The sequence below is a fragment of the Bradyrhizobium nitroreducens genome, from assembly GCF_002776695.1.
GTDB classification, from domain to species: domain Bacteria; phylum Pseudomonadota; class Alphaproteobacteria; order Rhizobiales; family Xanthobacteraceae; genus Bradyrhizobium; species Bradyrhizobium nitroreducens.
In genome coordinates this window covers 7,382,472-7,406,920 of sequence record NZ_LFJC01000003.1, presented here as the reverse complement: position 1 = coordinate 7,406,920, position 24,449 = coordinate 7,382,472, and the positions used below count along the sequence as shown (strand labels likewise).

23 protein-coding genes are annotated in these 24,449 nt (G+C 65.0%); 9 read left to right on the top strand and 14 right to left on the bottom strand.

From position 1 onward, the window contains the following. Window positions 1-14: 14 nt before the first annotated feature. From TSA1_RS35045 to TSA1_RS35020, 6 genes are all read right to left on the bottom strand, one after another. On the bottom strand, window positions 15-1,040 hold the full coding sequence (locus tag TSA1_RS35045; RefSeq protein ID WP_100180297.1) for an acyl-CoA dehydrogenase family protein: 1,026 nt from the start codon (window positions 1,038-1,040) through the stop codon (window positions 15-17). Window positions 1,041-1,072: 32 nt separating this feature from the next. Further along, window positions 1,073-1,849, bottom strand: coding sequence for an SDR family NAD(P)-dependent oxidoreductase (locus TSA1_RS35040; protein WP_174719212.1), 777 nt, complete (start codon window positions 1,847-1,849; stop codon window positions 1,073-1,075). Then, window positions 1,849-3,060, bottom strand: a complete 1,212-nt coding sequence (locus TSA1_RS35035) for an acyl-CoA dehydrogenase (RefSeq protein ID WP_100180296.1) — start codon at window positions 3,058-3,060, stop codon at window positions 1,849-1,851. The genes TSA1_RS35040 and TSA1_RS35035 overlap by 1 nt, the downstream gene beginning before the upstream one ends. A gap of 58 nt (window positions 3,061-3,118) precedes the next feature. Next, complete coding sequence (locus TSA1_RS35030) at window positions 3,119-4,336, bottom strand: ABC transporter substrate-binding protein (protein WP_100181511.1); 1,218 nt, start codon at window positions 4,334-4,336, stop codon at window positions 3,119-3,121. Between the two features lie 61 nt (window positions 4,337-4,397). After that, complete coding sequence (locus TSA1_RS35025) at window positions 4,398-6,527, bottom strand: acetate--CoA ligase family protein (protein WP_100180295.1); 2,130 nt, start codon at window positions 6,525-6,527, stop codon at window positions 4,398-4,400. 1 nt (window position 6,528) lies between these two features. Further along, on the bottom strand, window positions 6,529-7,299 hold the full coding sequence (locus TSA1_RS35020) for an enoyl-CoA hydratase/isomerase family protein (protein WP_100180294.1): 771 nt from the start codon (window positions 7,297-7,299) through the stop codon (window positions 6,529-6,531). A gap of 188 nt (window positions 7,300-7,487) precedes the next feature. On the opposite strand from TSA1_RS35020, the gene TSA1_RS35015 reads away from it, so the two are divergent. After that, window positions 7,488-8,465, top strand: a complete 978-nt coding sequence (locus tag TSA1_RS35015; RefSeq protein WP_174719211.1) for a tripartite tricarboxylate transporter substrate binding protein — start codon at window positions 7,488-7,490, stop codon at window positions 8,463-8,465. 21 nt (window positions 8,466-8,486) lie between these two features. Here the strand turns inward: TSA1_RS35015 and TSA1_RS35010 are convergent, their stop codons facing one another. Continuing rightward, on the bottom strand, window positions 8,487-9,161 hold the full coding sequence (locus tag TSA1_RS35010; protein ID WP_100180292.1) for a TetR/AcrR family transcriptional regulator: 675 nt from the start codon (window positions 9,159-9,161) through the stop codon (window positions 8,487-8,489). A 98-nt stretch (window positions 9,162-9,259) separates the two neighbouring features. Between TSA1_RS35010 and TSA1_RS35005 the strand changes: the two genes are divergently transcribed. Continuing rightward, window positions 9,260-10,144, top strand: a complete 885-nt coding sequence (locus TSA1_RS35005) for an SMP-30/gluconolactonase/LRE family protein (RefSeq protein WP_100180291.1) — start codon at window positions 9,260-9,262, stop codon at window positions 10,142-10,144. A gap of 7 nt (window positions 10,145-10,151) precedes the next feature. On the opposite strand, the gene TSA1_RS35000 is transcribed toward TSA1_RS35005, so the two are convergent. Continuing rightward, window positions 10,152-11,069, bottom strand: coding sequence for a LysR family transcriptional regulator (locus TSA1_RS35000; RefSeq protein ID WP_100180290.1), 918 nt, complete (start codon window positions 11,067-11,069; stop codon window positions 10,152-10,154). Window positions 11,070-11,215: 146 nt separating this feature from the next. On the opposite strand from TSA1_RS35000, the gene TSA1_RS34995 reads away from it, so the two are divergent. The 3 genes from TSA1_RS34995 (at window position 11,216) to TSA1_RS34985 (ending at window position 13,217) form a co-directional block, all read left to right on the top strand. Next, window positions 11,216-12,298 carry an LLM class flavin-dependent oxidoreductase gene (locus TSA1_RS34995; protein WP_100180289.1) on the top strand — a complete coding sequence of 361 codons (1,083 nt, stop codon included), beginning with the start codon at window positions 11,216-11,218 and terminating at the stop codon, window positions 12,296-12,298. Between the two features lie 48 nt (window positions 12,299-12,346). Then, window positions 12,347-12,850: a flavin reductase family protein gene (locus TSA1_RS34990; protein ID WP_245448492.1), complete on the top strand. Its 504-nt coding sequence runs from the start codon at window positions 12,347-12,349 to the stop codon at window positions 12,848-12,850. A 67-nt stretch (window positions 12,851-12,917) separates the two neighbouring features. After that, entirely contained in the window at window positions 12,918-13,217 is a 300-nt protein-coding gene (locus TSA1_RS34985; RefSeq protein WP_100180287.1) for a hypothetical protein, read from the top strand. A 54-nt stretch (window positions 13,218-13,271) separates the two neighbouring features. Here TSA1_RS34985 and TSA1_RS34980 read toward each other — a convergent pair whose 3' ends face one another. Genes TSA1_RS34980 through dctA form a run of 3 tightly spaced genes read right to left on the bottom strand, consistent with a single transcriptional unit; the run spans window position 13,272 to window position 15,996 of the window. Beyond that, entirely contained in the window at window positions 13,272-14,111 is an 840-nt protein-coding gene (locus tag TSA1_RS34980) for a bifunctional allantoicase/(S)-ureidoglycine aminohydrolase (RefSeq protein ID WP_100181510.1), read from the bottom strand. 18 nt (window positions 14,112-14,129) lie between these two features. Beyond that, window positions 14,130-14,636, bottom strand: a complete 507-nt coding sequence (locus TSA1_RS34975) for an ureidoglycolate lyase (RefSeq protein WP_100180286.1) — start codon at window positions 14,634-14,636, stop codon at window positions 14,130-14,132. Window positions 14,637-14,661: 25 nt separating this feature from the next. Further along, a complete protein-coding gene (gene dctA, locus TSA1_RS34970; RefSeq protein ID WP_100180285.1) occupies window positions 14,662-15,996 on the bottom strand; it encodes a C4-dicarboxylate transporter DctA in 1,335 nt (444 codons plus the stop codon). Window positions 15,997-16,212: 216 nt separating this feature from the next. Here dctA and TSA1_RS34960 point away from each other — a divergent pair, with 216 nt between their 5' ends. Continuing rightward, the gene (locus TSA1_RS34960; protein ID WP_100180283.1) at window positions 16,213-17,109 is read left to right on the top strand and encodes a LysR substrate-binding domain-containing protein; all 897 of its coding nucleotides are present in this window, start codon (window positions 16,213-16,215) and stop codon (window positions 17,107-17,109) included. 860 nt (window positions 17,110-17,969) lie between these two features. Here TSA1_RS34960 and TSA1_RS34950 read toward each other — a convergent pair. Beyond that, complete coding sequence (locus tag TSA1_RS34950) at window positions 17,970-18,188, bottom strand: hypothetical protein (protein WP_100180282.1); 219 nt, start codon at window positions 18,186-18,188, stop codon at window positions 17,970-17,972. A gap of 184 nt (window positions 18,189-18,372) precedes the next feature. Beyond that, window positions 18,373-19,350 (bottom strand): magnesium transporter CorA family protein, encoded by a 978-nt coding sequence (locus tag TSA1_RS34945; RefSeq protein WP_100180281.1) that lies wholly within the window; start codon window positions 19,348-19,350, stop codon window positions 18,373-18,375. Window positions 19,351-19,687: 337 nt separating this feature from the next. On the opposite strand from TSA1_RS34945, the gene TSA1_RS34940 reads away from it, so the two are divergent. Continuing rightward, on the top strand, window positions 19,688-20,374 hold the full coding sequence (locus tag TSA1_RS34940) for a L,D-transpeptidase (RefSeq protein WP_100180280.1): 687 nt from the start codon (window positions 19,688-19,690) through the stop codon (window positions 20,372-20,374). A gap of 36 nt (window positions 20,375-20,410) precedes the next feature. On the opposite strand, the gene TSA1_RS34935 is transcribed toward TSA1_RS34940, so the two are convergent. Then, a complete protein-coding gene (locus tag TSA1_RS34935) occupies window positions 20,411-21,505 on the bottom strand; it encodes an extensin family protein (protein WP_100180279.1) in 1,095 nt (364 codons plus the stop codon). Between the two features lie 65 nt (window positions 21,506-21,570). On the opposite strand from TSA1_RS34935, the gene TSA1_RS34930 reads away from it, so the two are divergent. Both TSA1_RS34930 and TSA1_RS34925 read left to right on the top strand, forming a co-directional pair. Beyond that, a complete protein-coding gene (locus TSA1_RS34930; RefSeq protein WP_100180278.1) occupies window positions 21,571-23,199 on the top strand; it encodes a fatty-acid--CoA ligase in 1,629 nt (542 codons plus the stop codon). A 271-nt stretch (window positions 23,200-23,470) separates the two neighbouring features. Next, the gene (locus TSA1_RS34925) at window positions 23,471-24,325 is read left to right on the top strand and encodes a DUF1499 domain-containing protein (protein ID WP_100180277.1); all 855 of its coding nucleotides are present in this window, start codon (window positions 23,471-23,473) and stop codon (window positions 24,323-24,325) included. Window positions 24,326-24,449 lie beyond the last annotated feature (124 nt).

Sequence of the window (24,449 nt, the reverse complement as noted above, 5' to 3'; positions counted from 1 at the left end):
CAAGCTCTTGTCCTTCAAGCCCCTGCCTCGGCGAACGGAGCAACTTCCGATACGTAACGGCGGCCGAACGCATTGATCAGGCCGCTGGCATCACCCTGGGCCTGCAGCGTGCGGATGCGGCGCAGATGGCGATGCACCGGCACGTCCCACGTAAATCCCATGCCGCCATGGATCTGCAGCGCGCCCTCGCCGATCGAGCTGCCATAGGTCACCGCTGCCAGGAACGCGGCATCGCGCTGCACCGGACCGCCCCCCTCGGACAGGCTGCGCGTGATCGCATGGCGGATGCTCTCGAGTCCGAGCTTCTGACGCGCCAGCGCATGGCGGATGGCCTGGTTGTAGGACAGCGCGTGACCGAACTGGCGGCGTGTCGATGCGTGTTCCTGCGCGAGCGCCAGGCACGCTTCGGCCGATCCCAGGATCGCCGCGGCGCGCAGCACGTTGGCGTCCGAATTGAGCAGATCCCACGTGCCCGCGGGCAGGATCGATCCGATGGAAACCTCGACCTTCTCCAGCCGCACCGTATGCTCCGGCACCGTCAGGTCGAGGCCGGCGGCCTCCTCCACCACGACACCGTCGGCATCGGTCGGGACCAGCGCCGCCGCGCCGCCGCTCATTCGCGCCAGAATGTAATCGACGCTCGCGGCGCAGGGCGCGCGTGCCACCATGCCGTTCAGCACCAGCAGCCCGCCTTCGCGCGCGGCGAGGGCCTCGCCCTGCCAGGCGATCGTCGTCAATGTCTTGCCGGACACGATCGCGGCGGCAAGCCGCGTCAGCGACGACTGGAGCGACCGGGCGACGAGGACGGTCTCCAGAAGCGGAAAGGTGAGCAATCCGGAATGGGCAGCCGCGATCACCGGCACCGCGAAGCCGAGCGGCAGGGCCAGTCCCCCCACCTGCTCATCCGCGATGACTCCGAGCAGTCCGTCGCCTGCGAGATTGTGCGCCTGCTCGCGCACGTCCAGGCCCGCACATGCGGTGACTGCGCGCGCCGCGGTTGCCGCGAACTCGTCGGGCTGAAGTCCTTCGGCCATGCTCATCTTCGTCCTCTTCCAAACCCTTCAATCGTTCACTAGGCGAGATATCCGCCGTCGACCGGCAGGATGGCGCCGTTGACATAGGACGCCATCGCAGACGCCAGAAAGACCACCGGCCCCGCGATCTCGTCCGGCTGTCCCACCCGCTTCATCGGCGTGCGCGCCATCAGGCCGTTGAGCCGCGCCGGATTGTCGCGCGTGGTCTCGCTCATCTCGGTCGCGATGATGCCGGGCGCGACGGCGTTGACCCGGATGCCATCAGGCGCGAGATCTCTGGCGAGTGCCTGCGTGAACAGCCTTACCGCCCCCTTGGACGGCGAATAGCCGAGCGCACCGTTCATGCCGCCAAAGGCCGCGACGGAGGCAACGTTGATGATGCATCCGCGCATCTTGCGCAGCGCCGGAATGAAGGCGTGAACCACGTTGAAGGTGCCATTGACGTTGACGTCGAAGACCTGGCGCCAGTTCTCGTGCGCGCGCGGGCTGTCGATCGGCTCACGGATGATGATCCCCGCATTGTTGACGACGACGTCGGCGGGACCGATCTCCTCGTCCACCCGCGTCGCCATCTGCCTGCACGCCGCGGCATCAGTCACGTCGAGCGAACAGGCGATTGCCTCCTTGCCTGCCTCCCTGATCTCGCGCGCTGCGGCGTCTGCCCGGTCCTGCCGCAGATCGGTCACGACGACCTTCGCCCCGGCAGCGGCAACGCCCAGGGCGATGGCACGGCCGATGCCCTGTCCGGCGCCCGTCACGACGACGAGGCGATTCCCGAGCAAGCCCGCTGGAGGGCTCTGGCCGTCGGACACCATCACTTGCCTCGCGACAGCTGGAGAATACGGTCGGCGATGATGCCGAGCTGAATCTCGGTCGTGCCGGCATAGATCGTCTCGGCCCGGGCCTGGAGATAGATGGCTTCGAAGCGCCGCCGCGCCACCTTGATCGCCGGGTTCTGCGGTAGCGACGCTTGCGAGAGCAGCTCGAGGGCAAGTGCCGCAAAGCGCTGGTGCGACTCGCTCCAATGGAGTTTTGCGAGACTGCCGCGTGCGCCGATCTTGTCGCCGTTGACCAGCGCCTCGACCGCGGTCTCGACATGCGCCTTCAGCACCTCGATCTCGACCGCAACCTCGCCGAGCCTGACCGCGTAGTGCCGGTCCGCGACCATCGCCGACAGCGCCGGGTCCGCCTTGCAGGCCGAGATCAGATGGCGCAGCTCGTTCTCGAACCGCCAGGCGCGATACATACGGTTGGTCGCCCGCTCGATCTCCAGCACGCGGATGGCCGCGGCCCAGCCCTCGTCGGGCGCGCCGATCGCATCTTGCTGCGCGACCTCGACCTCGTCGAAGAATACCTCGCAGAAGCTCTCGCGGCCGTCGATCGATTTGATGGTGCGCACGCGCACGCCCTTGGCGTCGAGCGGCACCGCGAACATCGCAAGGCCGCGATGGCGATCCTCCAGCGTCCCGGTGCGGGCGAGCACGAGACAGCGTTGCGACCGGTAGGCGCCGCTGGTCCAGATTTTTTGGCCGTTGATCCGCCAACCGCCATCGCCACGTGTGGCGCGGGTGCGGAGCCCGGCGAGATCGGAGCCGGCTTCGGGCTCGGAAAAGCCCTGACACCAGATGTTGCGCATCTCGAGGATCGCCGGCAGGAAGCGCCGCTTCTGCTCCTCCGTGCCGACGGCCAGAATGATCGGACCGGCGAGCTCCTTGCCGATCGAGTTGACGCTCTCCGGCATCGCAAGCCGGCCGATCTCCTGATTGGCGATGAGATGTTCGCGCAAGGAGCGGCCGTGCCCGCCATAGGCCTGCGGCCAGATGATGCCGGTGAGACCGGCGCGGTACATCGCCGCCTCCCAGGCAATGGACTGCTGGAGCGTGGGCGGCGCGAAGGCGGCGCTGTCACTGCGGAAGCCGGCGGGCAGATTGGCGTGAAGCCAGCGATGCATCGCATCGCGATAGGCCCCGCCGGTCAGGTTCTCGCTTGCGGTGGATTGCGCCGATACCGCTTCAACTACACTCATCGCCTGCTTCCCGCTATCGCCATATGCGCCGCCATGTCCTGCCGGGTTCGTCCACGCGTCACTGCGACTTGAGAAGATCGCAGGCGCTCTCCGAGGCCGGCCGCCACGCATCATCGGGCGCGATCGTGCCGGTGATCTCGTAATAGTCGTAGGTGTACTTGGATTCCGCCGGCGTCTTGATCCGCGCGACGTAGAGCGGGCGCATGACCTGGCCATCGGCCCGGATGCTGACGTTCTTCATCTCGAAATCGTTGATCGGCGTATTCTTCATCTGCCGCATCACGGCATCACCGTCGTCGGAACCGGCCGCGGCCACCGCCTTCAGGTAATGCGTGATGGCGCTGTAGGTGGCCGACTTGCCCTCGTTGAGCAGCTGACCATTGGTCGCCTCGGCATAACGTTTGGCGAAGGCGCGGCTCTCCGGCGTCATGTCCCAGTAGAACGGCGTCGTCAGCCGCACGTTCTGCAGATCCTTGAGGCCGATCCCGTGGGTCTGGCTGATCATGAGGCCGAGCGGGACGAGCAGTTGCGACTTGGTCAGCCCGAACTCCTGCGCCTGCTTGATCGCATTGGCGAAGTCCGCGCCCGAATTGGCGAGCGCGATCGCCTTGGCGCCGCTGGCCTGCGCCGTCAGCAGGAACGAGGAGAGATCCGACGCATTCAGCGGATGCAGCACCGAGCCCACCACTTTGCCGCCGCCGGCCTCGATGAACTTCGTCGCATCCGCCTGCCAGGCCTTGCCGAAGGCGTAGTCGACCGTCAGGAAGAACCAGCTGTCGACGCCCTGCGCGAGCAGCGCTTTCACCGTGGCCTTCGGCTGGGCATAGGTGTCGACCACCCATTGCGTGGTCATCGGCGAGCATTTGTCGTTGGTGAAGAACGAGCCTGCCGTGCCGGCCAGCATGTAGGGCTTCTTGCGGTTCTTCATGATGTCCTGCACGGCCAGCGCGATCGACGAGGCCGAGCAGCCGACGATGGCATCGACCCCTTCATTGTCGACCCAGCGCATCGCGATGGCGACGCCGACATCGGGCTTGTTCTGGTCGTCGGCGATCACGAGCTCGATCTTCTTGCCGCCAACCGTTCCTCCGAAATCGGCGATCGCGAGCTTGGCGGCCGCGACCGAGCCGAGGCCGCAATTATCGGCATAGGGACCATTCTGGTCGTTCATGATCCCGATCTTGATCACGTCGCCCGAGATGCCCTGCGCCCGCGAGGGCGTATACGTCAGCAGCAGGGCCATCATGCCGACCGCCGCCATCGCAAATCTCATCATGTTATCCTCCTGCTTCTTCGCGCTTGCTCTGGGCCGCTTCTGCGGCCTCTCGTGATTGCGTTCAATGACCTCTAACCGGCGGCCCACCGCGCGGGATCAGCAGTGCGTCGAGCGCCACGGCTCCCTCGCCGCTGGCGCGGAGCAGCAGCGGGTTGACGTCGATCTCCGCAATGGTCTCGGCATGGGCAGCGGCAAAGCGCGACAATGCGGCGACGGCACGCGCCGCGGCCTCGAGGTCGGCGCGCGGCCGCCCCCGCGCACCGTCGAGCACCGCGAAGGCCTTCAGCGATCTCAGCATCGCCATCGCCTGCGTCTCGCTGACCGGCGCCATCTGCACGGCGGAGTCCTGAAGGATCTCCGCGAAGATGCCGCCGAGGCCGACCATCACCACCGGTCCGAACACCGGATCGATGCGGCTGCCGAGGATCAGCTCGGCAACGCCCTTGGCCATCGGCGCGACGATCACGCCGTCGATTGTCGCGTGCGGCGCCCTGGTGGCGACACGATCGCGCATCTGGGCATAGGCCCGACGCACCTCCGCTTCCGAGCCGACGCCGACGACCACGCCGCCGACCTCCGTCTTGTGCGGCAGATCTGGCGAAGCGATCTTCAGCACCACGGGATAGCCGATCTCGCCGGCGGCACGTATGGCGGCGTCCGCATCGTGCACGAGGCGCTCGGGGAGCACTGGCACCCCTGCGTCAGCAAGCGCGCGCTTGGCGCCGAGTTCATGACGGAAGGCGTCGGCTGCGAGTGGCGCCGCTCGCACGACGGCCTCGGGCTTGTCCTGTGGACGCTGCGCCGCGGCCTGTAACCGCACCAGCGCGGCAACGGTCGCGCAGCAACCATCGAAGCTTGCGATCGTCGGAAAGCCCAGCGCGTGCAGCTCGGTCAGCGCATCATCAGGGCCATCAACGCACAGGACGATGGGACGCGCGGGAAACTGCGCGCGCATGTTGCGCAGCGTTTCCATGTAGATCGAGCGCAGGCGCGGCAGATGCAGCGAGAACGGCAGCGGCAGGATCACCGTGTCGACCCGCTCGTCCGCCACGACGGCGGTCATGATCTTCTCCAGCAGATCCGGGCGGCTCGACATCTGCGCGGTGGCGTCGACCGGGTTACGGGCCGAGGCAAACGGCACCAGCTCCAGAATTTTCCGCTGCGTCTCCTCACCGAGCTCGGGCAACGTCAGCCCGACCGATTGCGCGGCGTCCGCGAGCAGCACGCCGAAGCCGCCCGACGCGGTGAGGATGGCGATGCCCGGCCCCTTGGGCAACCGGTCCGGCAGCAGGATCGATGCGGCGTGACCGAGATCGATCAGCTCGTCGATGCTGCGCACACGCACCGCGCCGCAACGGGCAAACAGCGCGTCGAAGACGGCATCCGATCCCGCCATGGCTCCGGTGTGCGAGGCTGCGGCAGCCTGGCCGGCCGCGGACGTCCCGATCTTCATGGCGATGACGGGCTTGCCTGCGTCGCGCGCCTCCTCCAGCGCGGAGATCAGGCGGCCGGCGTCACGGCAGGCTTCGAGACAGCACAGGATCACCTTGGTGGCGGGATCACGCGCCATCCAGGCGATGCCGTCGGCGATGTCGATGTCACACTCGTTGCCAGTGGTGATGAAACGGCTGACACCGACGCCGCGCTCGCTGGCAAGGCGCATGGTGTAGCTGCCGAGATTGCCGCTCTGCGAGACGATGCCGAGCGAGCCGGCGGCCGGCATGCCATGCTCGAGCACGATCGAGAACGTCGCAATGCTCTTCTCGGCGACGCTGACCGCGCCGAGGCAGTTCGGCCCCAGCAGGCGCATGCCGCTGCTCCGCGCGGCAACGCGCAGCCGCTCCTGCATGGTGCGCCCCTGCTCGCCGAGCTCGGCAAAGCCCGAGGAGAACACGACGACGCTGCGAACGCCACGGGCGGCGCATTGCTCCACGGCCTCGCCCGCGCGCTCCGCGTCGACCGCGATGATGGCAAGGTCCGGCGCCTCCGGCACCTCGGCGACGGAGCCATAGGCCTGCAGCCCCTGCACCATCGCGGCCTTGGGATTGACCGGATAGATCCGGCCCGCATAGCCGTGGCGGCGCAACAGATCGACCGGCCGGCCGCCGATCTTGGTCGCCTCCTGCGAAGCGCCGATGATCGCGATCGAGCGCGGCGACATCAGCGCGTCGAGACCCTCTCCCGGCCGCATCTCAGCGACCCTTGAACACCGGCGCGCGCTTCTCCAGGAACGCCATCCGCGCCTCCTTGGCGTCCTCCGTCTTGGACAGCGCCATGGTGATGTTCTGCTCGAACCGGTAGGCATCGCGCGGCGGCATCAGCTCGACCATGTTCGCCGCGTTCTTGGCGTACTCCATCGCGATCGGGCTCTTCGAGGCGATCTCGCGCGCCAGCTTCATCGCTTCGGGGATCAGGTTCTCCCTGGTGGTGCAGGCCTCGATGATGCCGAGACGGTAGAGCTCGGCGGCCGGCACGCGGTAGCCGGTGAAGAACATGCGGCGCATCAGGGAGCGGCCGAACAGCGTGTTCAGCATCGCCGCACCACCGGCGAGTCCGACATTGATCTCGGGCATGCCGAACACGGCTTCCTCGCTGGCGTAGAAGATGTCGCAGGAGGCCATCAGGCCGACGCCGGCGCCGAGCGCGACGCCGTTGATCGCGGCGATGACCGGCTTCGAACATTCGCGAATGCAATTGCCGGTCTCACGCGTGATGCGGTTGTGGCTGTGGAACGCGCCGATCTTGGTCGGGTCCGGCCGGTCCTTCAGATCCGCGCCGCTGCAGAACACCTTCCCCGCGCCGGTCAGGATCGCGACCCTGACGTCGGTGCGCTCGGAAATCTCGTCGAACACGGCGACGATGCGGTCGCGCATGGCGCGATCGAGCGCGTTCACCGGAGGCCGGTTCAGCGTCACCAGCGCGATGTTGTCGGACACTTCGAGGGTGACGATATCTCCTGACATGGGCTTCCTCCTGGGCTTCTGCTTGTCTTGCTTGTTGTCGTATCGCTATTCCTGACCGATCGGTCAGCTTTCTGTGCTGATAACACCAAGCACGATGACTTGCAATATCCTGCCAACATCCCATTGACTGACCGATCGGTCGGTATCTACATTCGACGCAAGCAAGAACGACCTTGAGGAGGACTCCCATGCCCAGGATCAGCCGACGCCAGGCGACAGCTCTGATCGCCGGTGCCCTCGCCGCCCCGCTCGGTGCGCCCGCGATCGTCAGAGCGCGCGCATCGCAGATCTTCATCATCGTGCCCTATGCGCCCGGCGGCTCGATCGACAGCCTGATGCGCTCGATCGCCAAGGCCATGGCGGAAACCCTGGACCAGCCGGTGCTGGTCGACAACAAGCCCGGAGCCAACGGCATCGTCGGATCGCAATATGTGGCGCGCGCGCCGAAGGACGGATCGGTGCTGCTCGCCGGCGGCACCGGCCCGATCTCGCTGAATGTGCTGCTGCGCAAGAGCCTGCCCTACAAGCTGGAGGACTTCGCCTCCGTCGCCATGCTCTGCAACGGGCCGCTGTCGCTCACCGTGAACGCGCGCACGCCGGCCACCGACGTCAAGAGCTTCGTCACCTACGCCAAGGGACGCGACAAGCCGCTGTTCTACGCCACGCTCGGTCCGGGCAGCGTCACCCATCTGTTCGGAATCATGATGGGCAAGTCGATGGGGTTTGCGGTCACCGAGGTCGCCTATCGCAACAATCCCGCCTCCATCATGGAGACGCTGTCGGGAGAATGCGACCTCAATTTCGCAACGCCCGCCGCCGTGATCGAGCATGCGCGCAGCGGTCAGCTTCGCATCCTCGCCCTCTCCGCGGAAAGACGCATGGCGAGCTTCCCCGACATCCCGACGCTGGCCGAATCCGGCTATCCCAACCTCACGGCATCGTTCTGGACCGCGCTTCACGCCCCCGCAGGCACGCCGAGCGACGTCATCGCACGGCTGAACGCGGCCGCGAATGCCGCGATGCAGAAGCCGGAGATCGCCAAGCAGCTCGAGACCGACGGACTGATGGTCGATACCGGTGCGCCGGAACGGCTCGATGCCCAGTTGAGCAAGGATGCGGCGCTGTGGGGGCCGGTGATCAAGGCGCAGAACATCGTCCTGGAGTGAGGTGCGGCCGCCGACCGCCGGTCAGCGCGACTTGCGCCGGCCTGTCCTGGACGGCTCCGCCGACGGCAGCGCGACAAGCTCGCCGCTTCGCAGGCCGTTGAAGATCATGTCGAAGAAGATCTCCGCGATCTGCTCGGGGGTCGCGGATTTGTTGGGATTGTACCAGCGATGCATCCAGTTGAGCGAGGACAGGATGAGCCGCCCGGTCATGGGGACATCGACCTTGCGGATCTCGCCGGCGTCGATCGCCTCCTGGATCAGGCCGCGCAGGAAGTTCTCGAAGCGGTCGCGGCGCGTCAGCCGTTCCTTGTGCCGGCTTCGGTCGGGATCATTCCAGAAGGCGGTGGTGGATGCGATCCAGGCCCAGCGGTAGCGGCGGAAATACTCCGCCGTAGCAACCATGAACGCGCGGATCTTCTGCGAGGGTGGCCCGTCTGGAATGCGGTCACGCACGAACAGATAGAGCTCGAGCGTGGAGCCGACCGCGACGCGCGCGTAGATCTCGTCCTTGTTGGAGAAGTGATGATAGAGCAGCGATTTGGAGATGCCGCAGGCGAGCGCGATGTCGCGCATCGAGGTGCCCTCGAAACCTTTGCTGGCGAACAGCCGCCCGGCCTCGGCCAGGATCTGCAGCACGCGGTCCGAGGCCTCGGCCTGGTTCGCAACGCCATCCTTCATCGTTGACAGTTCGGTCATGAACTCCGCAATCCATTGGTCGGCCCGAGGATCTTTGGAATGAAACTAGGTTTTCACCGACCGATCGGTCAAGCCCGGCGATTGCAACGCGAGGAACCATGAGCGAGATCCGAATCAGGCGCATCGGCGCGACCAGGGATCGGCTCGGCGAGAGCCCGGTGTGGGACGAGCGCCGGCATCGCCTTGTCTGGATCGACGCACTCGCCGGAACGATCCATAGGCTGGATCCCCTCACCGGCGTGGTCGAGCAGTTCAGCGTCCCCGCACCGATCGGCTCCCTGGCACTGCGGAGCGACGGCGGCGTCGTCCTGGCGCTGCGCAACGGATTTGCGCATTACGATTTCGATCGGCGCCTCCTGACGGAGGGCCCGTCGATCGGGCTCGACCATCCGAATGTGCGGCTGAACGACGGCAAGGCCGATCCTCACGGCCGTTTCCTCGCAGGCACGATGCACGGCGACCGCGCTCCGGACGAAACACCGCTGGGCGGTCTCTATCGGCTGGACGCCTCGGATGCGCTGGAATTGCTGGAGACCGACCTCGCCGTAAGCAACGGGCCGTGCTTCAGCCCGGACGGCCGCACCTTCTACCTCGCTGACAGCGCAAGACGGATCATCTGGGCCTATGACTACGGTCCGGAGGGCCCCCTCGAGAACAAGCGCGTCTTCGTCGAGACCGATGCGCTGGGGTCAGGCTGCGACGGTGCCACGATCGACTCTGACGGCCATCTCTGGTCGGTGCTCGTGCGCATCGGCAAGATCGCGCGATTTGCGCCTGACGGGACGATGGTGCGGACCATCGACATGCCGATCCGTCACCCCACCAGCGTAAGCTTCGGCGGCCCCGATCTCGACGTTCTCCACGTGACCTCGATCTCGCGCAGCCACGCACTCGGCGATGATCATCCCGATGCCGGCGGCTTGTTCGCCGTCGAAGGCCTCGGCGTTCGCGGGCTGCCGGCACTACGGTTCGCGCCGGACTGACTTGCATCTATTGCGCGGATCTCTTGACCTGCTTCGGCACGTGTTCCGCCATGTAGTCCACGAAGACCCTGATCTTCTCCGGCAAATAGCTGCTCTGGAGGAACGCCGCATAGATCCCTTCGTCGAAGGTTGAATTCGTCACCCGGAAGCCCGGCAGCAAGCGGACGAGGCGCCTGTTCTTCAACTCATCTGCCACGGTGTAGTCGTCGAGCAGAGCGATGCCGTGCCCTGCGATGGCGAGATCGGACAGCACCACACCGTTGTTACTGCCAAAGGACGAGGGCACGACGATCTCGCGCAGCCGGTTCCGGCGCATGAACTTCCAGACCACGTCTTCCGGACCCATCCAGTAGGTCAGGCAATTGTGGCGCGTGATGTCCTCCGGCTCGCGCAGCTTCGGCATCCGGCTCACGTAGTCCGGTGACGCCACCAGAATCCGCTCGCTCCTCAGCAGTCTTCGCTGCATGAGGCCGGGGTCCGTCGGCGCCTGGATCTGGAAGTCGATGTCGAACTCGTCTTCGCGCAGCTGAGGCCGTCGCTCCGACAGGCGCAGCTCAACCTTCAGCTCCGGATAGAGCTTCTGGAAGCCGGGGATCAGCGGCGTGAGCACCTTGATGCCGAACAGCGTCCGCGAGTGCACGCGCAGCGTTCCGCGCGGCGCCGTCTGCAGCGCGAGCGCGGCGGCTTCGGCATCCTCGATGCCGTGCAGCACCTGCTCGGTGCGCTGAAAGAAGATCTTGCCGGCATCGGTCAGGCCGAGATGACGCGTGCTGCGGTTCAGGAGTTGAACGCCGAGCTGCGCCTCGAGCTCGCCGATGTAGCGCGACACCGAGGCCGGCGAGAGGCCGACGCGGCGCCCGGCTGCCGAAAAACTGCCCTCGCGGACGGAGCTGACGAACAATTCCATGGCCTGGAGGCGATTCATCGATCTTTTCAGATTTTGCAAAAGACATGCTCAGATTACGCCAATTGTTCGAAAATGCTCAAGCCCATATCGTTATGAGAACGCGTCGCAACAGCGACCGCTGCGGATCGCAACAGCGACCGCGATATGGTGGGAGGACGCAACCGATGGAATTCGGCGTATTCATTCTGGCGCAGCAGCGCGGCTATCATCAGAGCTCGCAGCAGGTCATCAACAACGCCGTCGAGCAGACGGTCGCCGCCGAGCAGGCCGGTTTCGATACCGCCTGGTACGCCGAGCACCATTTCAACAATTACAGCCTGTGCCCCTCGCCGCTGATGATGGTCGCTCACTGCGCCGGCCTGACCAAGCGCATCCGGCTCGGCTCGGCGGTCTGCGTACTGCCGCTGTATCATCCGGCGCGCCTGCTCGGCGAGATCGGTTTTGCCGACACGGTCTCGAACGGGCGCCTCGATCTCGGCATCGGCTCCGGCTATCAGAAGTTCGAGTTCGACCGCTTCGGCGTCGACCTCGACCATTCGCATGCGCTGTTCGCCGAATTCTACGACGTGCTCCACGCCGGCATGAAGGAGCGCATCTTCTCCTATTCCGGCGAACACCTGAGGATGCCGCCGACCGCGATCGCGGTGCGCACCGTGCAGACGCCGATGCCGCCGATCTGGGTCACCTCCGGCCACGGCGAGACGCTCGGCCGCGCCATTCGCGACAACCACAATCTGTTCGTCACCGCGCTGCTGAATGGCCTCGACGCCATCAAGGCCCTGCGCGAGCGCCTCGAAGGAATTGCGGCCCAGGAAGGCCGCTCCATCGACGGCACCCGCTTCGGCTTCCTGCGCTGCGCCTATGCCAGCGACAATGACAGCGAGATCCAATCCTATCTGGACAATGCCCGCTTCCAGCGCCGGCTGTCCGAAAGCCTGAAGTTCCGCCGCGCCCAGAGCGATGACGGCTACCTGATCAAGGAGGAAGCGGGACCGAACGACATGAGCCTGGAGACGATGCGAAGCAATCTGCCCGTCGGCAGCGTCAACCAGGTGATCGACCGCATGCTGGAGGAGATCAGCATCCTCAGGCCGACGCACATCGCGCTGCAGACCCAGCTCGGCGATTTCGATCAGCGCACGATGCTGCGCCAGATCGAGCTGTGGGGCAGCAGGATCATTCCCGCGATCCGCAAGGAACTGACATCGGGCCGCGGCAAGGTCGCGGGCGAGGCGGTCTCGGCGTAGGCGCAACCGGCGAGAAGCGCGGTTCGGAGGTCCGTCATGGGATGTCAGATGCCTCAAATGCCCGATGTCCGCTCGGTCGAAGCCGCGGAGTTCCGCCTGGCCATGCGCAACCTCGCGAGCGGCGTCGCCATCGTGGCGACGGGGACGGACGCGACACGGCGCGGGCTGACGGTCAGCTCCGTCACCTCGCTGTGCCTGGACCCGCCGAGCCTGCTCGTCGGCGTCAATTCCAGCTCCGAGACCCATGGCGCCATCCTCGCCAACGGCCGCTTCGGGGTCAGCCTCCTCGGCGCTGGGCAGGAGGATCTGGCGTTGCGTTTTGCCGGCAGCGTCAAGGGCGTCGAGCGCTTCGCAACGGCGCAATGGCAGCAAGGCACGCTCGACGTTCCGCTCCTCGAGCGGGCGATCGGCGCCCTGGAATGCGTCCTGCATCATCATCAGACGGTCGGCACGCATGGTCTCTTCATCGGCAGGATCGTGGCGACGCGGGGCGGTCACGGCGATCCGCTCGTCAATTTTCAGGGTGCTCTGCACGCGCTGCCGCGCGGCTAGCTGGATTTGCCGGGCGGGATCCGGCAATACCGTCTTTGTCGACGGGGATCGCAACAGGAGCGACACCATGATCATCGAATGCTTCGACGGAGGTGTCGTCCGGCTTTCCGAACCATCCGACTTTCGCAGGTTCAAGCTGGTGATGCATGCACAGACACCACTCGATCCCCAGGCATGGAAGGGAATCACGCTGCTCGGCGATCGCGATGCGCTCGTCTCGATTGACCTGGTCCCCTCGCTGCAGGGCCGACCTGATCATGCCAGCTGGCGTCTGGGCTATGATGACATGCTGGCCAAGGCCCGCGAGCACGGCTGGATCGACGTCGACAGAAACGCCATTCGCGCTCATATCGAAAGACCGGCCTAGATCGTCCGTTTTTCGAGCGGCCTCAGGCGGCTTGTCGGCCGCGGTCTCGGCACTCTAGATCAGCGGAGCGCCCTGCCGCAGATTCATGTGCCGGTTGACGTCCTTGTAGAGAAGGTAGCGAAACCGGCCGGGACCTCCCGCGTAGCACGCCTGCGGGCAGAAGGCGCGCAGCCACATATAGTCTCCGGCCTCGACCTCCACCCAGTCGCGGTTGAGACGGTAGACCGCCTTGCCTTCGAGCACGTAGAGCCCGTGCTCCATGACGTGCGTCTCCATAAAGGGGATCGTCGCGCCCGGCTCGAACGTCACGATGTTGACATGCATGTCATGGCGCATGTCGGCGGGGTCGATGAAACGCGTGGTCGCCCATCTCCCCTCCGTGCCCGGCATCGATACGGGCTCGACCGAGTCCGCGTTGGTCACGATCACCTCGGGCTCGGCCAACCCCGGCACGCGCTGGTACAGTTTGCGGATCCAGTGAACCTGCGCAGGGCCCGAGCCGCGATTATGAAGGCTCCAGGCGCAGCCGGGCGGCACATAGGCGAAACTGCCGGGCCTCAGCTCACGCTCTCCATCTGCCAGCTTGAGAACGAGCTTGCCGCCCACCACGAACAGTGCTCCTTGGGCGTCCCGGTCCGGCTCGGGACTGTCACTTCCCCCGGCCGGCGCGATCTCCATGAGGTAATGGGAGAACGTCTCGGCGAAGCCGGAGAGCGGTCGCGCCAGGACCCAGACGCGCGTGCCATCCCAGTGCGGCAGGTAGCTGGTGACGATATCGCTTTGAACGCCGCTGGGGATGACGGCGTAGGCGTTGGTGAAGACCGCGCGGCCGCTCAGCAGATCCGTCTGCGGCGGAAGTCCACCCTGCGGTACGTGATAGGTTTGCGACGACATCATCAGGCCTCGTGAAGGTTATCCGCGCGATGCGACCGAGCTGAGATCGAGCTGCATCTCCTCGCTCAGCCAATATTCTTCGAGATTGTCGCCGTCTCCCTTGCGGTCGACGACGAGGAACGAACTGGCGTCCTTGAGGACCAGCAGCGGATGGTGCCAGCAATTGCGGGCATAGTTCACGCCCTGGTGGCCCTTTGCCGCGAACGCCCGATAGCTCGAGAACACGAGCGGGTCCGCGCAGACGACGACCAGCCAATCTGCGCCGTTCAAGGGCATGAACATCTGGCTTCCCAGCGGATGGCGTTCCATCAGGCGAATCGCGATCGGCGCCGGCCGCACCGAGGCGACGAACCAGCTGATATTGACCTGCCCGCCTTCCGAGGCGACGTCGATATTGGCGAGCCCATTGAACCGCTCGGCGTAGCCCTGGTTGATCGACAGGGGCGTCATCCCCCTGGTTTCGACGACATCCCCGAACGGCGCGAACGCCTCTTTCGTCAACGGCTCGATCGAGAGTGTCCCCATTGCCAAACTCAAGGTCTTTCTGCGTTCAGAGCGTCTGCAGACCCGCCACGGGCGCATCGGCATCGACGGGATCGGCCCGCAGACTTTCGACTGACGGATCGATCTCACCGTTCAGAATACGCCGCGCCCTGGCGTGATCAAGGTCCCCCTCCCAGGAGGCGACGACGACCGCCGCGACGCAGTTTCCGACATAATTGCCGAGCGCGCGAGCGATACCGATGAACCAGTCCACCGACAGGATCAGCACCAGTCCGATCGCCGGGATGGCCGGAATGGCAGCCAGCGTCGCCGCGAGGACGACGATGGCCGAGCCCGGAACGCCATGAGCACCTTTGGAGGTCAGCAGCGCGACGCCGAGGATCGCCAGGAGGTCGCCCGTTGCGAGCGGCGTATTCGTCGCCTGCGCAATGAAGACGGCCGCCAGGGTCAAATAGATGGAGAACGCATCCAGATTGAACGAGTACCCGGTCGGGATCACGAGGCCCACGGTCGATCGCTTGATCCCGAGCAGCTCGAGCTTTCGCATGGTCTGCGGCAGCACGCTGTCACCCGCCGCCGTTCCGAGCACGATCATCAGCTCTTCGCGCAAGTACGCCAGCAGCTTGAACAGGCTGAAGCCGGAGATCCGCATGATCGTCCCGAGAATGATCACCACGAACAGCACCACGGCCAGATAGAACAGGGCAACGAGGCCGCCGAGCTGCTTGAGCGAACCGATGCCGTATTTCCCGACGGTGAAGGCGATCGCACCGAACACGCCGATGGGCGCGAGCCGGACCACGAAGTTCATCATCTTGAAGATGATCTCGTTCACGCGCTCGACGAATTCGATGACCGGCCTTGCACGCTCGCCGCACAGCGAGACGGCACAGCCAAACATGATCGAGACGATCAGGACCTGCAGGACGTCGCCCGAGCTGAAGGCGCCGACCAGCGTCGAGGGGATGAGTTTCATCAGGAATTCGGAGACGCCGCCGCCGGCAACCTGGGCGGCCGTCTGGCTGAAGCCGCTGAGCACCTTGGCATCCAGCGTCTTCGGGTCGATGTTCATTCCGGCGCCGGGCTGGAAGTAATAGGCAAGCGCGATGCCGAACACCAGGGCGATGGTGGTGACGATCTCGAAATAGAGCAGCGATCGGATGCCGACCCTGCCAACCTTCGAGAGGTCGCCGGCCGCCGAAATGCCCTGCACGACGACGCAGAATACGATCACGGGCACCAGCATCTTGATCAGCTTGATGAAGCCGTCACCGAGCGGCTTCATCTGCACGGCGGTGTCCGGATAGCCGACGCCGAACGCGATGCCGACGGCGAGGGCAACGACGACCTGGAAGAAGAGTGACTTGAAGATTTTCGGCATGACGAAACTGGACATGGCTTTCCTCGCTCGCTGGGCTTTCGTCTGGCTTGGTCGGCTGCAGCCTTTTGCCATTCTTGTCGTTGGCGCTCGACGTGAGGTCGTCGCGTACGGAGCCGTTCGTCGCGGCCGGGCGCTGGAAGGCTCCATCGGTCATTCGTTGACCAGGTGCGACATCAAGTCCAATATATAGAATGACACGATTGATAGGCTTTCACTATGGATCTCCGCCAGCTCCGTTACTTCATTGCCGTTGCCGAAGAGCGCAGCTTCACCCTCGCCGCCCGGCGGCTGAACCTTTCGCAGCCGCCGCTCAGCCAGCACATCCAGGCCCTCGAGGCGGAGCTCGGGACCCAGCTGCTCTACCGGACTAGCCGCAAGGTCGAGCTGACGCAGGCGGGCGAGGCCATGCTGCTGCGAGGACGCACGATCCTGCACCAGGTCAAGGCCGCGGAGGACGAGGCTCGGTCGATCGGGGCCGGCCTGATCGGAACGCTGGATGTCGGAGCGACCGGCTCCATCCTGCGCGGCCGTCTCGCCGAGCTGCTCGCGGCTTACCGGCAGGTCGCTCCGCTGGTGAAGATGACGGTGCACGAGCAGGCGCCGGCGCTGCAGATCGCGGCGCTTCTTGGCCGCACGACCAACATCTGTCTCATTCGCGGCGATCCCGCCGAGCGCGACTTGGTCAGCAAGCTTGCGTGGCGGGAAGAGGTCGTTGTCGCCATGCCCCGCACCCACCGGCTGGCGCGCCGCAAGCGCGTCGCCCTCGGTGACCTCGCATCCGAGGAGCACGTCGTGCTGGATCCCGATAGCTCCGATTTCGCACGCTACGTCCAGACTTGCTGCGTCGATGCCGGCTTCCTGCCAAAAGTGTCCCAGCAGGTGGTCGACGCCCAGTCGATCCCGAGCCTGATTGCCGCGGGTTTCGGCGTGGCGCTCGTGCCGCAGTCGATTGCGCGCTTCACCACCGCCGACATCGTCTTCCGTCCGATCCGGCCCTCGCCGCCGACGGCCGACGTGTTTCTGGTCTTCAGAGAGGATGAGACGTCGATGGTGGTGCACAATTTCGTCAAGCTGGCGCTTCGATATCTGAGTCAGCGGAAGAGCGTGGGATAAGACGAGGACGGAGCGGTGCGCTCTGTCGTCATTGCTGGCACGCAGCTCAGCTCGCAGACACGTCTTCTCGTTCTCGCGGCGCTTTCGCCCGAGCTTTGCTTCGTCGCTCCACCCTCCAAATCCAAGAGGGCGCAGGGAAGGCCGGGTGCCGGCTGGCACCCGCGGTCCGCTGCGCGAATGATGCACGCAGGAAGAACCGCACAGCAGCATACAGGTGTCGCCGATCACTCGGCCTTCCCTGCGCAGTGGCTGGACGGCTTATGCCGTGATCTCCCGGGAGCCGACCATTCCTTTTGGCCTCCCTCGCCCCGCGAATTTGGATGATGCAGTCTGCCCGGTTGGGCTCGCTCGCACCTTCGCAAGACTTGACCGTGGCAACGACGGCCAGGACCACACGGTTTTGCCGTACGCACGGCCCGCCATGTCGCCGCAGTATTCCCGGCTCCGTCGACAGAGCCGGAAACTTACGAGCGAGACGAAGCCTGACAGCGCCGTCGTCCGCACGCGGCCTCGGGCTCACAGGGACTACCCGCCCTGCCCGCACCTCTCGTGCCGACGCTGCCGCGTCCACCGCAACCCCGGCTCGCGAACATGACGACCACAAGTCGCCCCTCTTGGTGAGCCGGGATGGCCGACACATACGCCGAAACCGAATTTCGGTAAAGTGGAATATTTTTGGCGGAGAGGATTGACAGAGGGCGACACAGGCACCCGTTTTGGCGCGCGATGGGGTGGGGCCCAGATGGCCTTTAGCGCAGCCGCCGATCGAACGTCATAGCCAATGGTCCTGAAAAGAAAGCAAGCAAGGCGATCCAGACGACGCCGCCGCAAGACCTGGATCGCCCTCGCCTTTCCGTTCCTCAATCGATTCGAATCCGACGCGACCTGTCGCGCGGCCGCGGAGCGGCCGTGCTGAATGCGGTCGAGCAGTCGTCGTCGTTCTCACCGTCGAGCAGCGGAGCACCACAGTGCCGGCACATGCGCACCGACATCGACGACGCCTTGCCGCTCGCCAGGACCTGACGATAGTTCGCGAGGTCGATGACGTTGCGGGGCGACGTTATGTGTTTTTCAACCATGGTTGTTCCTCGCGGCTACGCACTGCTTATCGCAGACAAGTTTCGCGCAAACGTTCAGCCCACCGCTCAAATTTTACCGGAGGAATTGGGGCACTGAGCACCCATCACCGCGCGGCCGCAATCCCGCTCTATTCTGCGACACCAACCACCGTGTCTCTGCGAACGGCGTAAGGTCTCGGTAGTATTACAGCCACTTCTTGAACTTGAAGATCCAGTAAGGGACGATGGCGGCGATCAGCATCATCACCAGCGCCATCGGATAGCCGTGCACCCATTCGAGTTCCGGCATGACCTTGAAGTTCATGCCGTAGATCGAGGCGATCAGCGTCGGCGGCATCAGGACGACGGCCATGACCGAGAACAGCTTGATGATGTTGTTCTGCTCGAGATTGACGACGCCGAGCATGGCGTCGAGCACGAAGGTGATCTTGCTCGAGAGATAGGAGGCGTGGTCGGTCAGCGAAGAGACGTCGCGCTGCATGGTCTTGAGCTGCTCGCGCATGTCCTTCGACCATTTCACCCCCTCCACCACCGCCGAGAGGAAGGCGACGACGCGGCCGATCGAGACCAGGCTCTCGCGAACCTTGGAGGTCAGGTCGCCCTTGCGGCCGATCGAGATCAGGATCTGGGAATACCGCTTGGCGTGACCGTGGCGCTCGCTCTCGGGCTCGAAAATGTCGTGGCTGACCTGGTCGATCTCGGCGCCGCAGCGCTCCAGGATGTCGGCGCAGCGGTCGATCACGGCGTCCAAGAGCTCCATCAGCACCGACTCGCCGGTGATGGACGGCGTGCATGAGCGGGCGAGCTTGGCCTCGACCAGGGCGAAGGGCTTCGGCAGGTCGTAGCGCACCGTCACCAAGCGGTGGTCGCCGAGGATGAAGGTCACCGCCGTGGTCCGGGGCATGTCGGTATCGGAGTGGCACATCAGCGTCGCCGTCATGTAGCGCGCGCCGTTCTCGATATAGAGCCGGCTGGAGATCTCGATCTCCTGCATGTCTTCCCGGGTCGGGATGGCGATGCCCGCGAGCCGCTCCACCGCCTTGTCCTCGGCCGCACTGGGATTGACGAGATCGATCCAGACCGCGTTTTCCGGCAACGCCGAGAGATCCTCGATCACGACCTTCTTCAGGGCAGACTCGGAGGGAACAAACACCGAAAACATGCACGACTCCGACAGCACCTGCGACAGAATGACAGCCCTTAGCGCGATTCTGGCCAGTTCACGATGACAACTGCATTAAGGAAGCATTCGCATTTGTGGCAGCGCCATGGCTCAACTGTGGCATGGAATCGACAGTCCGGCTCCCGTAGACCAAAAATCTCCACGGGACCGCAAAATTTGCGGCAGAAAAGCCACAGCTCGGCTCTCGCAGCGCGGGAAAAGGGCTTCAGTGCTGGAATTGTGGCAGATTTCAACGATAATGGGATTAACGGAGTCGAGGAACTTGGGCGTTAAGCTCAAGTCTTCCGCACGGTATTGTTTTGATTGGAACCAAACCATGTCGTCGCTGAAAGTTAAGTTTGGGATTTTGGCCGCTGGCCTGATGCTGTCGGGCTGCATGCAGGCCACGCATTTCGAGGCGACCGACACCAAGGCCTTCAAGCCGAAGGACAAGGAACTTCTCGCCAAGGTCCGGTACGAGAACACCCCGGTTGCGGAGCCGTTCCGCCGCGCCATCGTCGACTACCACCGCAAAGAGGCGCCGGGCTCGATCGTGGTCGATTCGGACAATCACTATCTCTATTACGTCATGGATGGCGGCAAGGCGATCCGTTACGGCATCACCGTCGGCGAAGAGGCCATGGCCTGGTCGGGCATCGCCAAGGTGGGCAGCAAGACCGAGTGGCCGGCCTGGCACCCCACCCCCGGCGAAATTTCGCGCCTGGGTGTGCCGACCTATGTCGCACCCGGTCCGGACAATCCGATGGGCTCTCGCGCGATCTACCTCTATTCCGGCGGCAAGGACACGTTGTTCCGCATCCACGGCACCAACCAGCCGGAATATATCGGCGCCTCGATCTCGTCAGGCTGCATCCGCCTGACCAACGAGGACGCGATCGACCTCTATGATCGCGTCAAGGTCGGCACGATCGTGGTCGTGCTCGAGCCGAAGCACGGCGACTCGCCCTACAATTCGCGGCTGGCGCTCGGCAGCAGCCAGACCGGACAGGCAGGCAGCTACTGATCGCTTGCTGAGCCTTGAGATCCAAAAGCGCCGGTTTCACCGGCGCTTTTTTGTTGCCGGCCTGTGCGGCTGGGACTTGCTGCCCTCGGCCGCCGGCTTCTCAGCGGGCGCGGGCGCCTTCTCCGCCTCGTCGTCAGCGCCTTCCTTTTCTCCAGGCTTGGTCTCGGGCTTGGCCGCGACCTCGCGCGGCGGCGCCTCCTCAGGACGCTCCGCCGGCAATAGCGGGGCGATTTGCGGCAGCGGATCCCAGACATTCCACTGACAGATTCGGTAATCGTTGCGCCGCTGCGCCAGGTCGAGATGGATATGGTCCTCATGGTACCAGTCCGAGCCTGGGCCGAGCACGGTGGAAAACCGCGTGCAAACCGAATGCAGCACGCGCTCGCGCACCTCGCGCGGCATGGTGCGATCAGTGAGGCCGATCGACTGCCCGTTGGCGAGCTTGATGCCGCGAACGTCAAGCGCGTTGGCCTTGCCGTGCTCGGACAGCATCGCGCCGGCGACGCGGTTGCGGCCGCGGCACTCGAAGCTGTCAAAATTATCGAGTTCGCCGATGGTCGAGCCGAGGCTGGTGGCCAGCGGCACCATGTCCTTGCGCAGCCAGTCGGCGATCGCGGAGGCCATGGTGCAGCGGAGGATCGCCGCCGGCTTGACCGTCACCTTGCGCTTGTCCGGCAGCACGATGGCTTCCAGCCGGACCAGATCCTCGCCGCCGCAGGCGCCGGGGCCGCGGATATCCGCAATGGAGGGCGCGATCGCGATCTCCTCGGTCAGCGCCAGACGGCAGGCTGAGACCGGCTTCTGGGGTGGTGAGGCGGCCTCGGCAGGCTTGTCGGCGCCAGGCTTGTCGGGAGACGACTTTCCCTCCGCCTCGGGCGGAGCCTCGCCCGGCGCCTTGGGAGCCTCGTCGGGCCGCGGTCTCGGCAGCGGAATCCTGGCGGTATGAGCGGCCGCGCGCGGCCGTGGTGTACCAAGACCGAAGATGTCGAGGGGCGCAGGATATTTCCGCGCCTCGGCCCTCTCGGCGAGCAGGAGCGATAGCCCGAGCGCAGCGGTAACCATTGCCGCGCCAGCGGACATATAGCCGCGACAAGACCATTTGCGGCGAAAGTCCGGCAGGCTAAAACTCATGGCAATCTTTGGCCCAACGCTGAGAGCGACAACGCGCCCAGCGACTTTCTCGGAGGAACGTCGGAATGCTTGGTTTGATGCAAGATTGGCCCCTGCTCTGCCACCGGATCATCGAACACGCCGCCAAAATTCATGGCAAGCAGGAGGTGGTCACACGCTCGGTCGAGGGACCGATCCATCGCACCACCTACGCCGAGATCCACAAGCGGGCGCTCAAGGTCTCGCAGATGCTGGAGCGCGACGGCATCAAGCTCGGCGACCGTGTCGCGACGATCGCCTGGAACACCTGGCGCCATCTCGAGGTGTGGTACGGCATCATGGGGATCGGCGCCATCTGCCATACCGTCAATCCCCGCCTTTTCCCCGAGCAGATCGCCTGGATCATCAACCATGCGCAGGACCGCATCGTGATGACCGACCTCACCTTCGTTCCGATCCTGGAAAAGATCGCCGACAAGCTGCCGAGCGTGGAGCGCTACATCGTGCTCACCGACAAGGCGCATATGCCGCAGACCACACTGAAGAACGTGATCGCCTACGAGGACTGGATCGCGCAGGCCGACGGCAAATTCAAATGGAAGGACTTTGACGAGAACACGGCAGCCGCGATGTGCTACACCTCCGGCACGACGGGCGACCCGAAAGGTGTGCTGTATTCGCATCGCTCCAACGTGCTGCACGCGCTGATGGCCAACAATGTCGACGCGCTCGGCACGAGCGCGTCCGAGACAATGCTGCCGGTGGTTCCGCTGTTCCATGCCAACAGCTGGGGCATCGCCTTCTCCGCCCCGTCGCAGGGCACCAAGCTGGTCATGCCCGGCGCCAAGCTCGACGGCGCCTCGGTCTATGAGCTGCTCTCGACCGAGAGGGTGACGCATACGGCCGGCGTGCCGACGGTGTGGCTGATGCTGCTCCAGCACATGACCGCCAATAATCTCAGGCTGCCGGACCTGAAGATGGTGATCTGCGGCGGCTCGGCGATGCCGCGCTCCATGATCAAGGCGTTCCTCGACATGGGCTCGAACGTGCGTCACGCCTGGGGCATGACCGAGATGAGCCCGATCGGCAGCGTCGCGGCGCTGAAGCCGCCGTTCCAGAATGCGACCGGCGATGCACGGCTCGACGTGCTTCAGATGCAGGGCTATGCCCCCTTCGCGGTCGAGATGAAGATCACCGACGATGCCGGCAAGGAGCTGCCCTGGGACGGCAAGACCTTCGGCCGCCTCAAGGTCTCCGGCCCCGCCGTCGCCAAGGCCTATTACCGCGTCGACACCAACATCCTCGACGAGGACGGCTTCTTCGACACCGGCGACGTCTCGACCATCGACGAGGACGGCTACATGCGGATCACCGACCGCTCCAAGGACGTGATCAAGTCCGGCGGCGAATGGATCTCCTCGATCGACCTCGAGAACCTCGCGGTCGGCCATCCCGCCGTGGCGGAAGCCGCCGTGATCGGCGTGTTCCACCCCAAATGGGACGAACGGCCGCTTCTGATCGTGCAGCTCAAGCAGGGCCAGCAGGCCACGCGCGAGGACATCCTGGCTTACATGGACGGCAAGATCGCCAAATGGTGGATGCCCGACGACATCGCCTTCGTCGACGGCATCCCGCACACGGCGACCGGCAAGATCCTCAAGACGGCGCTGCGCGACCAGTTCAAGGACTACCGCTTCCCGAACGCGGCGGCGTAGGCGTTGGTACCACCCTCCCCTGAAGGGGGAGGGTCGGCTCGCGATCGAGCAAAGCGAGATTTGCGAGACGGGGTGGGGTGATCTCTCCGCACGGGCACCGCCTCGGTGGAGAGACTGTCACCCCACCCCGCTCGCGCTTCGCGCGATCGACCCTCCCCCTCCAGGGGAGGGTGAACGACTCTTGAATTTGCCCCCGGGCCGTGGTCTCAACGGCTCATCGTCGCGCCGCGTCGGCCGGCACCTCTCCAGAAGCCCCGGCAGAGCTCACCCGATGGCCCGCAGGTTTTCCGCTCCCTATCAGTCGGAGCCCGTGTCCAGCCTCGCGAGCTGGGCGCGCAATCTGGCCGTGTTCGCGGTGGTGGCGGTGGTGGTGTCGATCATCATCGTCCGCTTCGATTTCCTGGAGCCGAAGCCGGGGCTTGCGACCTTCTTCGGCGGCCTTGCGATATCAGGGCTCTCGATCCTGGTCGGGCTCGCCGGCTTTGCCGCGATCTGGCAGAACGGCTCGCGCGGCATGGCGCGCATCCTGCTCGCCTTCCTGATCGACGGCGCGATCCTCGCCTATCCCGCCTATCTGGCCCTGCAATATCGCAAGCTGCCGGCGATCTACGACATCACCACCGATCCGATCGATCCGCCGCGTTTCGAGGCGCTGGCGCGACTGCGCACCGGCGAGGGCGCCAACCCCGCGGTCTATGCCGGCCTCTATTCGGCGGAGCAGCAGCGCCACTTCTACCCCGACGTCGAGCCCGTCGAGCTCGAGATCTCCGTCGACCGCGCCTATGCGATCGCGCTGCAGCTCGTCAACAAGCGCAAATGGATCGTCATCGACGAGCGCGCACCGCAGCCGCCGCGCCGCATCGGCCGCATCGAGGCGGTGGCGCGCACGCCGATCATGGGGTTTCGCGAGGACATTTCGATGAGGTTCGTGGCGGACGGCGATGATTCCCGCGTCGATATCCGCTCGGCCTCGCGCAATTTCGACCGCGATCTCGGCAGCAACGCCGCACGCGTCAAGAAATTCATCGACGATCTCAACACCGCCGCCGATGCCGATGCGCTGAAGCCGGTGAAGAAGACCCCGGTGGCGCCGCCGAAAGCGCCGGCCAAGACGGTGAAGAAGTGACGCGATAGAGCGTCATCCCGGGGCGCGCGGTAGCGCGAACCCGGGATCCATCGTGCCACAGCGCTTGCGGATGAATGGATTCTCAGGTGCGCAATTGCGCACCATAGTTCGCGCTACGCGCGCC

Bases quoted from the DNA above. Each gene is read 5' to 3' on its own strand.
- TSA1_RS35020 (WP_100180294.1), bottom strand. From the start codon at position 7,299: ATGTCAGGAGATATCGTCACCCTCGAAGTGTCCGACAACATCGCGCTG.
- TSA1_RS34950 (WP_100180282.1), bottom strand. From the start codon at position 18,188: ATGGTTGAAAAACACATAACGTCGCCCCGCAACGTCATCGACCTCGCG.
- TSA1_RS35005 (WP_100180291.1), top strand. From the start codon at position 9,260: ATGAGCGAGATCCGAATCAGGCGCATCGGCGCGACCAGGGATCGGCTC.
- TSA1_RS35030 (WP_100181511.1), bottom strand. From the start codon at position 4,336: ATGATGAGATTTGCGATGGCGGCGGTCGGCATGATGGCCCTGCTGCTG.
- TSA1_RS34945 (WP_100180281.1), bottom strand. From the start codon at position 19,350: ATGTTTTCGGTGTTTGTTCCCTCCGAGTCTGCCCTGAAGAAGGTCGTG.
- TSA1_RS34935 (WP_100180279.1), bottom strand. From the start codon at position 21,505: ATGAGTTTTAGCCTGCCGGACTTTCGCCGCAAATGGTCTTGTCGCGGC.
- TSA1_RS35035 (WP_100180296.1), bottom strand. From the start codon at position 3,060: ATGAGTGTAGTTGAAGCGGTATCGGCGCAATCCACCGCAAGCGAGAAC.
- TSA1_RS34930 (WP_100180278.1), top strand. From the start codon at position 21,571: ATGCTTGGTTTGATGCAAGATTGGCCCCTGCTCTGCCACCGGATCATC.
- TSA1_RS34975 (WP_100180286.1), bottom strand. From the start codon at position 14,636: ATGGGGACACTCTCGATCGAGCCGTTGACGAAAGAGGCGTTCGCGCCG.
- TSA1_RS34980 (WP_100181510.1), bottom strand. From the start codon at position 14,111: ATGTCGTCGCAAACCTATCACGTACCGCAGGGTGGACTTCCGCCGCAG.
- TSA1_RS35040 (WP_174719212.1), bottom strand. From the start codon at position 1,849: ATGGTGTCCGACGGCCAGAGCCCTCCAGCGGGCTTGCTCGGGAATCGC.
- TSA1_RS35025 (WP_100180295.1), bottom strand. From the start codon at position 6,527: ATGCGGCCGGGAGAGGGTCTCGACGCGCTGATGTCGCCGCGCTCGATC.
- TSA1_RS35010 (WP_100180292.1), bottom strand. From the start codon at position 9,161: ATGACCGAACTGTCAACGATGAAGGATGGCGTTGCGAACCAGGCCGAG.
- TSA1_RS35015 (WP_174719211.1), top strand. From the start codon at position 7,488: ATGCCCAGGATCAGCCGACGCCAGGCGACAGCTCTGATCGCCGGTGCC.
- TSA1_RS34925 (WP_100180277.1), top strand. From the start codon at position 23,471: ATGGCCCGCAGGTTTTCCGCTCCCTATCAGTCGGAGCCCGTGTCCAGC.
- TSA1_RS34940 (WP_100180280.1), top strand. From the start codon at position 19,688: ATGTCGTCGCTGAAAGTTAAGTTTGGGATTTTGGCCGCTGGCCTGATG.
- dctA (WP_100180285.1), bottom strand. From the start codon at position 15,996: ATGCCGAAAATCTTCAAGTCACTCTTCTTCCAGGTCGTCGTTGCCCTC.
- TSA1_RS34985 (WP_100180287.1), top strand. From the start codon at position 12,918: ATGATCATCGAATGCTTCGACGGAGGTGTCGTCCGGCTTTCCGAACCA.
- TSA1_RS35045 (WP_100180297.1), bottom strand. From the start codon at position 1,040: ATGAGCATGGCCGAAGGACTTCAGCCCGACGAGTTCGCGGCAACCGCG.
- TSA1_RS35000 (WP_100180290.1), bottom strand. From the start codon at position 11,069: ATGAATCGCCTCCAGGCCATGGAATTGTTCGTCAGCTCCGTCCGCGAG.
- TSA1_RS34995 (WP_100180289.1), top strand. From the start codon at position 11,216: ATGGAATTCGGCGTATTCATTCTGGCGCAGCAGCGCGGCTATCATCAG.
- TSA1_RS34960 (WP_100180283.1), top strand. From the start codon at position 16,213: ATGGATCTCCGCCAGCTCCGTTACTTCATTGCCGTTGCCGAAGAGCGC.
- TSA1_RS34990 (WP_245448492.1), top strand. From the start codon at position 12,347: ATGCCTCAAATGCCCGATGTCCGCTCGGTCGAAGCCGCGGAGTTCCGC.